8 protein-coding genes and 1 pseudogene are annotated in these 12,578 nt (G+C 52.0%); all 9 read left to right on the top strand.

Annotated features, from left to right (window positions below; translation table 11 throughout):
- Positions 1–561, top strand: a pseudogene (locus tag BR86_RS16100) (hypothetical protein); the annotation flags it as partial.
- A 135-nt stretch (positions 562–696) separates the two neighbouring features.
- Positions 697–3,570 (top strand): glycosyltransferase family 39 protein, encoded by a 2,874-nt coding sequence (locus BR86_RS0113740; RefSeq protein ID WP_031474838.1) that lies wholly within the window; start codon positions 697–699, stop codon positions 3,568–3,570.
- Between the two features lie 685 nt (positions 3,571–4,255).
- The gene (locus BR86_RS0113735; RefSeq protein ID WP_081844282.1) at positions 4,256–5,689 is read left to right on the top strand and encodes an exo-beta-N-acetylmuramidase NamZ family protein; all 1,434 of its coding nucleotides are present in this window, start codon (positions 4,256–4,258) and stop codon (positions 5,687–5,689) included.
- A 186-nt stretch (positions 5,690–5,875) separates the two neighbouring features.
- Positions 5,876–7,717, top strand: coding sequence for an ATP-dependent zinc metalloprotease FtsH (gene ftsH / locus BR86_RS0113730; RefSeq protein WP_031474834.1), 1,842 nt, complete (start codon positions 5,876–5,878; stop codon positions 7,715–7,717).
- Positions 7,718–7,846: 129 nt separating this feature from the next.
- The gene (guaB, locus tag BR86_RS0113725) at positions 7,847–9,301 is read left to right on the top strand and encodes an IMP dehydrogenase (RefSeq protein WP_031474832.1); all 1,455 of its coding nucleotides are present in this window, start codon (positions 7,847–7,849) and stop codon (positions 9,299–9,301) included.
- A gap of 412 nt (positions 9,302–9,713) precedes the next feature.
- Positions 9,714–10,160 (top strand): transcription antitermination factor NusB, encoded by a 447-nt coding sequence (gene nusB / locus BR86_RS0113715; RefSeq protein WP_031474830.1) that lies wholly within the window; start codon positions 9,714–9,716, stop codon positions 10,158–10,160.
- A gap of 3 nt (positions 10,161–10,163) precedes the next feature.
- Positions 10,164–11,447, top strand: a complete 1,284-nt coding sequence (gene xseA / locus BR86_RS0113710; protein WP_031474828.1) for an exodeoxyribonuclease VII large subunit — start codon at positions 10,164–10,166, stop codon at positions 11,445–11,447.
- Entirely contained in the window at positions 11,440–11,688 is a 249-nt protein-coding gene (gene xseB, locus BR86_RS0113705) for an exodeoxyribonuclease VII small subunit (protein WP_031474826.1), read from the top strand. Before xseA ends, xseB begins: the two co-directional genes overlap by 8 nt.
- Positions 11,685–12,569: a polyprenyl synthetase family protein gene (locus BR86_RS0113700; RefSeq protein ID WP_031474824.1), complete on the top strand. Its 885-nt coding sequence runs from the start codon at positions 11,685–11,687 to the stop codon at positions 12,567–12,569. Before xseB ends, BR86_RS0113700 begins: the two co-directional genes overlap by 4 nt.
- The last annotated feature ends 9 nt before the right edge of the window (positions 12,570–12,578 follow it).

Here is a 12,578-nt window from a genome sequence, read left to right as displayed (position 1 = left end):
CCGGTCCCGAGCTGGTCACCGAGTGAAGAGCCGGGCGTAGCACCGGAGGCGAGTGCGGCACCGATAGCACCGGCAAGCCAGAGCCCGGAAGAACCGGAGAAGAAACCGGAAAAACCGGAGAAGAAACCGGAAAAACCGGAGAAGAAGCCGGAAAACCCGAGTGAGGAGCCGACAAACCAGAGTGAGGCACCGGTAGATCCGAGTGAGGTACCGGTAGATCCGAGTGAGGCACCGGTAGATCCGAGTGAGGTACCGGTAGATCCGAGTGAGGCACCGGCAGATCCGAGTGAGGCACCGGTAGATCCGAGTGAGGCACCGGTAGATCCGAGTGAGGCACCGGTAGATCCGAGTGAGGCACCGGTAGATCCGAGTGAGGCACCGGCAGATCCGAGTGAGGCACCGGCAGATCCGAGTGAAGCTCCGGCCCCGAGCGGCAATCCGGACTCAGACAATGATCAGAAGTCACAGTCCGACAACAACGGTGGAACCGGAAATACCGGCGGATCCGGCAACTCCGGAGGTGGGGGGGGATTTAAGCCGGCTCCGGAACCAAAAAAATGATTCATCCGGTTCTCTTACCGGGCAGACTGTAGAATAAGAGAAACGTAACGTATCGTACTCTTTAACGAGGAATGACGGAGAGAGATCTCTATATCAGAGATGATATAGAGATCTTTTTTCGGATAATGGTGTATTATGAAACCGACAAAAAGCAAAAACAAAGAAATTATCTGGATGATCCTGATCAGTTTGGCAGCATTTGTTCTGAGATATATGTTTCACGATGTGATCAGCAACGACATGAGAATGTGTCTTCTTCCCTGGTATGAGACGATTGCGGGAATGGATCTCCGGACTGCACTGACTACACAGGTTGGAAATTATAATTTTCTGTACCAGTTGCTGATTTATTTTCTGACTCTTCTGCCGGGCGAAGCAATGATGAAATACAAGATGCTTTCCGTCCTGTTTGACTTTCTTCTGGCAGGAGGAGTCTGGCTTTTTTTGCGGGATATTTATGGACAAAGAAAAGCGATCGCCGGATATGCGGCGGTCCTCTTTCTTCCGACCGTATGGCTGAATTCAGCGGCCTGGGGGCAGTGCGACAGTATGTATGCCGCCATGATTATCTGGGCGATGTATTTTCTGCACCGTAATCGGATCTGTACCTCGTTTGCGTTTCTCGGAGTTGCGTTTGCTATTAAGCTTCAGACAATATTTATTATTCCGTTTTACGGTTTTTTATTTTTGGATGGTCTGATTCAAAAAAAAGGGAAGATTCGGATTTATCATTTCCTGATTATTCCGGCGGCAATGATTGCGACTGCTATTCCAAACCTTTTCTGTGGAAGGCCGGTCTGGGATATGATCTCCGTATACAGCAGTCAGACCGTGGAATATGATTCCATCACCAAAAATTATCCCAGTGTCTGGAATCTCTGGAAACTGTCCTATCATGCGGATAAATGGTGGTGCATCGGTGTAACTGCGCTGATTCTCATGGGGCTGCTGTACTGGTTTTGTCTTAAGAAAGCAGATATGAGAAAACGCCATTTCTTATGGTGCGCGTTTCTGCTGACGTATACCTGCGTTCTTTTTCTTCCGGCAATGCATGAGCGGTATGGTTTTCTGTATGAGATTATTGCGGTGCTTCTTGCGTTTTGTACCGGCTGCGGATGGATCATCGCGTTTTCGGTCCAGCTTGTCAACATGAAGACGTATTTCGCATACCTCTATGGTACACCGCAGAATATGGAACTGTTGAGCATATGCAACCTTGCGATATATCTGTTTTCGATCTATGCATTTCACCGAGAGATGGAGGGAAGACCGATTGAAATGGAAATCTTCCGGCGGGAGGAAAACGCGGAGGGCGGAACAGACCGGATCCGGTCGGCACAGAGAATGGTTATTTCTTTGTTTGATAAGAAAGCGATGGCTGCGCTGACATTTCTCTTCCTGATCTTTGGCTCCATGCATCTGGGACAGATGAGGGCGCCGGTGACTGCGGCGCAGGTCGGAAAGGAAACGGAAGCCGGGACCGATGTTCTGGTTTCGTTGAGACAGAAACAGAAGGTTCACTCCATCTGCATTTATTCCAAGATGGCACCGAAGGATCCGATTATGGTCTATTATGCGAAGGATGGGAAATGGGAGCCGATCGGAAAGGATCTGACACTTGGCGGTGTCTTCACATGGAAAGAGATCGTAGCCGATGTGGAAACGCATCAGTTTTGTGTGATTTTCTCAGCCGGAAAGGACGAGATTGCGGAGATTGCCTGCATGGACGAGGAGGGGAAAAGGATTCCGCTCATTCCGTCCGGGACGCCGAAAGAACTGTTCGACGAGCAGGAGTGCATTCCGGAGATTCCCAACGGATTCTATTCGATGACGTTTGATGAAGTCTATCATGGACGGACGGCATATGAGTTTTTGCATGGAATGCCGATTTATGAGAATACACATCCGCCTCTCGGAAAAAGCATTATCTCCGTCGGTATCGCGATCTTTGGTATGAATCCCTTCGGGTACCGGATTGCCAGCCTGATCTTCGGTGCGCTGTGTATTCCGGTCATGTATCTGATTGCACTGAGAATCTGCGGCAGATCGGACTATGCGGTGCTGGGAACGGTTCTTCAGATCACGGAGTTCATGCATTATACGCTCTCACGGATTGCCACGATCGACATTTTTGTCGCGTTTTTTGTGATATGTCTGTTCTACGGACTGATTGCATTTCTTCAGGAAGAAAGACTGCGTTATCTTGTGATGTCAGGTGCGGCATTTGCCTTAGGTGTGGCGACAAAATGGACCGCTCTGTATACCGTGCCCGCCGTGGCGGTGATTCTTCTGGGATGGATGGCCGTCAGAATGCAGATGCGGGAACGCAGTATGGCGCCGTTCCGGTGGGGAGACTCTCTGCGAGGGGCAGGACCTTTCCGCTTTATCGGGATCTGCCTTGCGTGTTTTGCGGCAGCGCCGGCACTGGTATATGCGCTGTCTTATATTCCCTTCGCAAGGGTATACGAGGGGCAGAATATCTTCCAGCACGCGGTATCCAACAGCATTCATATGCTGAATTACCATGAGGGAGCGCTGAAACCACATCCGTATTCTTCACCCTGGTACACTTGGCTGTTTGACTGGATACCTCTGGTGGATTTCCGTACTTCGTTTCAGGGAGTAAAGAGTTCGATCTCCACTTTTGTGAATCCGCTGGTCTGCTATGCGGGACTTGCAGCGGTCGCTCACCATATCTATCTTGCATATAAGAAGAATATGACAGCAGTGGTCCTGCTCATCTTTTATCTGGCAATGCTGCTTCCATGGGTGATGATTTCAAGGACGGTATTCATTTACCAGTATTTTATCTGCACGAAGGTTCTGATTGTGATGATTCTTCACAGCATCCGGAATCTTGGCTTTGTGAAGGAAAAGAAGGTGCTTTGTCTGACGGGGGGACTGTCAGCGGCATTCTTTATCCTGTATTTTCCGGTGATCTCCGGGGTTGCGGCCAGTGAGTTCTATATCAATGAAATTCTGAAGATATTGCCGATGTGGAAGTTCTAAAACGTCCATGTCATATGAGAAAAAGAAACTGACAGTTTTCTGCCGGTTTCTTTTTTTTGGTGACCGGCGGCGGTGTGCGAAATCCCTGCGTTTGGACAGCCGCGCGTCCGGCCGCGGCATAACAGGCTCGAATTGCCTGTTATCATGCAGTGCCGCCGGATGAGCACAGGTGCTCGACCGGCTCATGCTTTTTCGTGGTATAATTCTTACAAAAGCCAAAGATATTCCGGCGGATGATTCGGAAAGAAATGAGGGCAGAGCTTGTCAACTACCACGCACCTAAAGGTACGTGGCTTGCATCTACCCTGTAGTACGTCTAAGACTCCTACATTTTAGCGGTGTAAATTCCGTGGTGATGCATCATAGGGTGATTGACAGCACCCTTTGCAGACAAGACATGCTCATCTGCAACTGTATCAGGTACTAAACTTCCCATGCCGTACAGTCGGTAATGCCTGAGCATATTTTACGCTGTCGCAGGACATTTGACAGCAACCTCATATATACATTGCCAATGTTCAAAAAGAGTGCCTTTGGTCGATATGTAACCTCACGGAAACATCTGCCTAACGGTTTTCTCTAAAATACATTATACCACGAAGGGAATTAGATGACAATTTACAAGGCTCCTCCCACCGCCCAAGGGCAGTGGGAGGAGCCTACGACAACCGAAAGGATTTTATTTATGAAGAAATGGATTGGACTGGGCATTCTTTTGACAGCACTCGTGAGCGGATGTGCAAAGACCGCTCCGGTTTCGGAACAGATCAAAACAGAGACCGAAGCCCGGACAGGCGGCGCGGAAAATGCATCGGAGAAGGAAACTGCATCCGGGGAAAAGCAGGAAGAACAGAAGGAGCAGAACGAAGAGAACGAACAGAACCAAATTCTCCTCGGAGATGAGCAGTTTGACCGGTATCTTCCGCTGCTTGACGGAAAGAGGGTGGCGCTTCTTTCCAATCACACCGGCATTGTCGGCGACCGGACCAGCCTTTCCGGTCAAAAGAGGGAAAAAGGGGATGATCTGGTTCCCTTCGGCTATGACCGGGATGGGAAAGAGGTCGAATACGGTCAGCATATTCTGGACGCACTGATCGAACACAATGTGAATGTATCTGCCATCTTCAGTCCGGAACACGGGTTCCGGGGAACGGCAGATGCGGGAGCGAGCATCGACGATACGGTGGATCCGAAGACCGGTGTTCCGATCCTCTCACTTTATCATGAAGATACCCATTATCCGTCGGCGGAGAGCATGGATTCGTTCGACACACTCGTGGTGGATATGCAGGATGTGGGACTGCGGTACTATACCTACTACATTTCCATGTACTATATGATGGACGCATGCGCGAAATCCGGAAAGGAAGTCGTTATTCTGGACCGGCCGAATCCCAACGGTTTTTATGTGGACGGGCCGATCCTGAAAGAGAAGTACAAGTCCCCTGTCGGACAGCTTCCGATTCCGGTTGTATACGGAATGACCTGGGGAGAACTGGCGCAGATGATCAACGGGGAAGGATGGCTGGAATCCGGGAAAAATGCCTGCCGTCTGACCGTGATCCCGTGTCAGAATTACACGCACTCCATGAAGCCGGTTCTGATCCGGAGGCCGTCCCCGAACATTAAGGACATGCGGGCCGTGTATCTCTACGCATCCACCTGCTTTTTTGAAAATACCTACATTTCCGTAGGCCGGGGAACGGAGATGCCTTTTGAGATCTGGGGAAGTCCGTATCTTTCGGAGAAAGACTATCCGTTTTCATTTGCCCCGGAGAGCATGGACGGAGCGGGAAATCCGCAGTTTGAGGGAAAAGTCTGCAACGGAAGAGATCTGAGAGAGATCCCGTTGGAAACAATCTGGGAGGATGGCATTCAGCTGGACTATCTGGTCAGCGCATACCGGGATTTCCATAAAGCGCATCCGGATCTGGATTTTTTTGGATTCCGAAAGGATTATGAGTATGACTGGATCGATTATCTGAGCGGATCCGACGAGCTTCGAAAACAGATTGTCGCCGGGAAGAGTGCGGAGGAAATCAAGGAATCCTGGAAGGATGAGATTGCCGCGTTCCGGGAGCAGAGAAAACCGTATCTTCTGTATGAGGACTGTGAATAAAGGAATCGATACGGAGCAGGAAGAAAGTGATTTCTTTATATATTCTTTATAGAAATTTTACTGACACGGACCGGACCCGGTGCTAAAATGTTAACTGTTCCACAACACATATAACAAACGGCATAAGTCCAATCCGCATTATAAGAGCGGAAAGCTGCAAAAGATACAATGAAAGGAAAACTGAGTATGAATGAAATTAAAACCCCGAAAAAACCGCAGATCTTCTACTGGCTTGCGGTGGTTCTGGCCGTGGTGTTCTTCAACGCGGTTGTCACGCCGGCGATTATCCGTCGGACGGTGAAAGAGGTGGATTACAGCACCTTCATGGATATGACGGAAAACGGTGAGATCGGTGAAGTACAGATTGAAGACAATCAGATCATTTTTACCGGATCGGACGGAAAGACCGTCTACCGCACCGGACCGGTGACGGATCCGGAGCTGACGGAACGTCTTCATAAGAACAATGTGAAGTTTTCCGGAACGATCGTGGAGAAGGCGTCTCCGATTATGACCTTTATCACATCCTGGATTCTGCCGATCCTGATCTTCTGGGGACTCGGGCAGTACATGTCCAAGAAGATGGCCGGAAAAATCGGAGGAGGAGTCGGCGGTTCCATGCCCTTCGGGATGGGAAAAAGCAATGCCCGGGAATACGCGCAGTCGACTGCCGGGATCCGGTTTGCGGATGTGGCCGGTGAGGATGAGGCGAAGGATAATCTGAAAGAGATCGTCGAGTATCTTCATGCACCGTCCAAATACCGCGATATCGGTGCATCCATGCCGAAGGGAATTCTCCTTGTCGGTCCTCCGGGTACCGGAAAGACCATGCTGGCGAAGGCAGTTGCGGGAGAGGCGGGCGTTCCGTTCTTTTCCATCTCCGGCTCCGAGTTTGTGGAAATGTTTGTCGGTATGGGCGCATCCAAAGTCCGTGATCTCTTCAAGCAGGCAAAGGACAAGGCTCCGTGCATTGTGTTTATCGATGAGATCGATGCCATCGGAAAAAAGAGGGACGGCGGCAATTTCGGAGGAAACGACGAAAGGGAGCAGACCCTGAATCAGCTCCTCACAGAGATGGATGGTTTCGAAGACAATTCCGGTATCATGATCCTGGCGGCAACCAACCGGCCGGAGGCGCTGGATCCGGCTCTGACGAGACCGGGGCGTTTTGACCGGAGAGTACCGGTGGAACTTCCGGATCTCAAGGGAAGAGAGGCGATTCTCCGGGTTCATGCGAAAAAAATCAAGGTGTCGGACAACGTCGATTTTGAGAAGATCGCCCGGATGGCCAGCGGCGCTTCCGGCGCGGAACTGGCGAACATGATCAATGAGGCGGCGCTCCGCGCGGTCCGCGACGGCAGAAAATTTGCGAGTCAGTCGGATCTGGAAGAGTCCATCGAGGTTGTCATCGCCGGTTACCAGAAGAAGAACGCCATCCTTTCCAATAAAGAAAAACTCATCGTCTCCTATCACGAGATCGGTCATGCGCTTGTGGCGGCACTTCAGACCAACTCTGCCCCGGTTCAGAAGATCACCATCATTCCGCGAACCTCGGGAGCGCTCGGATACACCATGCAGGTGGAAGAGGGCAATCACTATCTGATGAGTCAGACCGAGATGGAGAACAAGATTGCGACGCTGACCGGAGGCCGCGCCGCGGAGGAAGTGGCGTTCCACAGCATCACGACCGGCGCGAGCAACGATATCGAGCAGGCGACGAAACTTGCCAGAGCCATGATCTCACGTTACGGCATGAGTGAGGAATTCGACATGGTGGCGATGGAGACGGTTCAGAATCAGTATCTGGGCGGTGATGCAACTCTTGCGTGCTCGGCCCAGACGCAGGCAAAGATCGACCAGAAGGTGGTGGAGCTTGTTCGGAGAGAACATGAGAAGGCAAAAAACATCCTTCTTCAGAATAAAAAGAAACTGGATGAGCTTGCGAAATATCTCTATGAAAAGGAGACGATCACCGGCGAGGAATTCATGGATATTCTGAACCGGGAAGGCGAAGAGACCGCTCTGTAACATTTTGTAGGATTGTGTCCGATTGGATTGATTTTTTTAATATCGGGTGCTATGATGGGAAAAATCACCTGAAAAGAAGCAGAAAAAGACTTTGTTTCAGCACTTAATCGATGAAAGGAAGGCACGACAATGGCACAAATTATTGGCGAGGGAATTACATTTGATGACGTTCTTCTGGTACCGTCTTATTCCGAGGTAGTACCGAATCAGATTGATCTCTCTACACAGCTGACCAAAAAGATCAGACTGAACATCCCGCTGCTCAGTGCAGGCATGGACACCGTAACTGAGAGCAAGATGGCCATCGCGATGGCACGCCAGGGCGGAATCGGTATTATTCATAAGAATATGTCTATTGAACAGCAGGCAGAAGAGGTTGACCGAGTTAAGAGATCCGAGAATGGCGTTATCACCGACCCGTTCTTCCTTTCTCCGGACAATACACTTGCCGATGCCGACGATCTGATGGGCAAATACCGCATTTCCGGGGTTCCGATTACCGTGAACGGAAAACTGGTCGGCATCATCACGAACCGTGACCTGAAATTCGAAGAGGATTATACGAAAAAGATCAGCGAGTGCATGACAAGCGAGAACCTTGTCACCGCGAAAGTCGGCGTGACACTCGACGATGCAAAGAAGATTCTTGCCCGTGCGAAGGTGGAGAAGCTTCCGATCGTGGACGATGATTTCAACCTCCGCGGTCTCATCACCATCAAGGACATTGAAAAGCAGATCAAGTATCCGAACTCCGCAAAGGATGAGCAGGGAAGACTGCTGTGCGGCGCTGCAGTCGGCATCACCGCCAATGTTCTGGACCGTGTTGCTGCGCTGAGAGACGCACACGTCGATGTTGTCGTTCTGGATTCCGCTCACGGCCATTCCGCAAATGTCATCCGCTGCGTGAAGATGATCAAGGAGACATTCCCGGATGTACAGGTTATCGCGGGCAATGTGGCAACCGGCGAGGCAGTAAAGGCTCTCATCGAGGCCGGCGTCGATGCTGTTAAAGTTGGTATTGGACCGGGTTCCATCTGCACAACCCGTATCGTTGCCGGTATCGGTGTTCCGCAGATCACTGCGGTGATGGACTGCTATGCGGCGGCGAAGGAGTACGGCGTTCCGATCATCGCGGACGGCGGTATTCAGTACTCCGGCGATATCGTGAAGGCTCTGGCAGCAGGCGGAAGCACTGTCATGATGGGCTCCATCTTCGCAGGCTGTGACGAGGCACCGGGCGCGTTTGAGCTGTTCCAGGGAAGAAAATACAAGGTATACCGCGGCATGGGCTCCATCGCGGCGATGGAGAACGGTTCCAAGGACCGCTATTTCCAGGAGGGCGCAAAGAAGCTTGTTCCGGAAGGCGTCGAGGGACGTGTGGCATACAAGGGCTATCTGGAAGACACCGTATTTCAGCTTCTCGGCGGAATCCGTTCCGGTATGGGATACTGCGGCGCACCGACGATTGCGGATCTGCAGAAGAACGGCAAGTTCGTCAAGATCTCTGCGGCTTCTCTCAAAGAGTCCCATCCGCATGATATTCAGATCACAAAAGAGGCTCCGAACTACAGCGTAGACGAGTAATCGGGCCGGGATTTTGCCGTAAGAACAGGAGCGCGAAGCGCGGAAGGTTCGGTTTCGTAATCAGGCAGTGTGAAGTATCCGTCACCGCCGGTTTCGGCATATGTACCCACGGGCGAAAGCCCGCCAGGGATGACAATTGTACATGTGAGCGCGAAGAAGGGTTCTTTGCGTGTTTTCACGGGCGGAAGTTGTTCTCTGGGACACTTCCGCCCGTTTTTTCATAGGAAATTTCTTCGAAATTCTTATGAAAAAAAGATCCGCGGACCTTCATACCGATTGTTAACCGCTCTTGTTTCGGGCGATGACATACGTTATAATTATAAGCACCTATGACCATATCTCCCGGGGATGAGGGAGATGGCGGAGTCATAGTCCGCTTTCGGACTATGATTCGGATCAGGAGGATAAATTTATGAAAACCAGAAGACAGCTGAGAGAGCATTGCTATAAACTTCTTTTCTGCACCGGATTCCATTCCGAGGAAGAAATTCCGGAGCAGATCGACAATTACTTCGGAGAACCGAAGGAGAAGGATGAGACGCCGGAGGGAGACGGAGAAGTCCTTCACAATCCGGAGATGGATTCCGACTCCCGCATCTATGTGACGGAGAAAGTACAGAAGATTCTTGCGGTTATTCCGGAACTGGACGGGAAGATCAACGGCATCGCAAAGGGCTGGAAGACAACCCGTATGGGCAAGGAGGAACTGACGATTCTCAGACTTGCGCTCTACGAGATGCTCTATGAGGAGGATACGCCGGAGAAGGTATCCATCAACGAGGCAGTGGAGCTTGCGAAGAAATACGGCGGCGATGATTCACCGAAATTCGTCAACGGAATTCTCGCAAAGCTCGTATAAATCATGGCAAGTGTATACTCTGTCACCCAGATCAATTCCTACATCCGGAACATGTTTGCGACGGATTATGCGCTGCGGAGGGTTTCGATCCGCGGAGAAGTCTCGAATCTGAAATATCACAGTTCGGGACACATCTATTTCACGCTGAAAGATGACGGCAGCAGCATTTCTTCCGTCATGTTTGCGGGAAAGCGGGCGGAAGGACTGAAATTCCGGATGACAGAGGGCCAGAAGGTCGTTGTCTCGGGAAGCGTAGAAGTATACACGAAGACCGGACAGTATCAGCTCTATGCGGCGAAGATCGAAGCGGAGGGCCAGGGCGACCTGTTCCGCCGGTATGAGGAACTTCGAAACCGCCTGCAGGAGATGGGACTGTTCGATGAATCCTATAAAAAGCCGATTCCGAGGTATGCGCGACATGTCGGAATCGTGACGGCTTCCACCGGCGCGGCGATCCACGATATCATGAACGTCTCTGCCCGCAGAAATCCCTACGTTCAGCTGACGCTCTGTCCCGCACAGGTTCAGGGAGAAGGTGCGGCAGCGTCCATTGCGGCCGCAATCCGCAAACTGGATGCCCTTCATCCGGATGTCATGATCGTGGGAAGAGGCGGCGGATCCATCGAGGATCTGTGGGCCTTTAATGAAGAAGAGGTTGCAAAGGCGATCTTCCGGTGCCAGACGCCGGTGATCTCTGCGGTCGGTCACGAGGTGGACTGGACGATCGCGGATTTTACGGCAGATCTGCGTGCGCCGACACCGTCTGCGGCAGCGGAACTGGCCGTGTTTGACTATGCGTTGTTCTGTTCGCAGCTGACAGAGGCCGGACGCGGGATGCGGAATGCCGCGGCAAAGAAGCTGGACCGTGAGCGGAGCCGGCTGGATCATTTCCGGCAGGTGATCGAGCTGCACAGCCCGGGCCGGGTGCTGAACGAAAAACGGCAGAATCTGGCGGAGATGAGTGATGCAATGATGCGCGCGCTGGAGATGAAGATTTCTGACCGGCGCCGGGTTTTGGAGAGTGCCGGCCGGGATCTCGGACGGCAGATGGAGCGGAAACTGGAAATGCGGAAGAATGAACTCCGCGTTCTGGCAGGCCGCCTCGACGGTATGTCGCCGCTTCGGAAAGTGAGCGGCGGTTTCGGATTTCTGACAGACGGCACCGGCGCAAGGATCGAGTCGGTCGGACAGGTGAAGAGCGGAGAATCCATCCGGATCCGCCTGTCGGACGGAAAGATCCGCGCGACGGTTGAGGATACAGAGAAAACGGGAGGAATCGATGGCTGAAACAGAGCAGAAGACGAAGAAGCCGGCAGCAAAAAAGCCGGTGGATCTGACGAAACTCAGCATTGAGGAACTTTTTGAGGGGCTGAATCAGACCATTCAGAAGATGGATGACAGCAGCGTTTCGCTGGAAGAGACGTTTCAGCTGTATGAGCTGGGCATGAAGGCTGTGAAAGAGGCGGGATCCCGCATCGATGAGGTCGAGAAGAAGATCCGTATCCTCGGCGGGGAGGAAGATGTATGAGCGGTGATTTGTTCCAGCGGGAAAAGCAGGAGATTGATGCGATCGTTGCGGCCTATCTTCCGGAAGAAAAGGGAGAGCAGGCGACCATTTTCAGGGCGATGAATTACAGCGTGGAGGCCGGTGGAAAACGGATCCGGCCGATGCTGATGCGGGAAGTCTACCGTCTTTTCGGCGGAACGGGCCGCGAGATCGAGCCGATGATGGCTGCGATGGAAATGATGCATACCGCGTCGCTGATCCATGACGATCTTCCGTGCATGGACAATGATGAATTCCGCAGAGGAAAGAAGACGACGTGGGCCGTGTTCGGTGAGGATATGGCCACGCTGACCGGCGATGCGCTGATGATTTACACGTTTGAGACGGCGGCAAAGGCGCTGGAATTAACCGATGATCCGGCAAAAGTCGCCCGGTGTATGCGGATCCTTGCCGAAAAGAGCGGCGTCTACGGTATGACCGGCGGTCAGTGTGTGGACGTGGAACTCACCGGAAAGGCGATTCCGAAAGAAACGCTGAATTTCATTTACCGTCTGAAGACGGGAGCGCTTCTGGAGGGATCGATGATGATCGGAGCCGTCATGGCCGGCGCATCGGAGGAAGATATTCGGAAAGTGGAGAAAATGGCGGCGGACATCGGTCTGGCGTTCCAGATCGAGGACGATATTCTGGATGAGATCTCCACGACGGAGGAACTGGGAAAACCGGTGGGAAGCGACGAGAAGAATCACAAGACGACCTACGTGACGGTCGAGGGACTGGAGAAGTCGCGGAGCGACGCAGAGCGTCTTTCGGAAGAGGCGGTGGAGATCCTTCACGAACTTCCGGGCGAAAACCGTTTCCTGGAAGAGATTATCCGGAAACTGGTTTCCAGAAAGAAATAAAACAGGGAG

This window comes from [Clostridium] aminophilum DSM 10710 (assembly GCF_000711825.1).
GTDB classification, from domain to species: domain Bacteria; phylum Bacillota; class Clostridia; order Lachnospirales; family Lachnospiraceae; genus Clostridium_R; species Clostridium_R aminophilum.
This window is presented reverse-complemented; position numbering and strand designations above follow the sequence as displayed.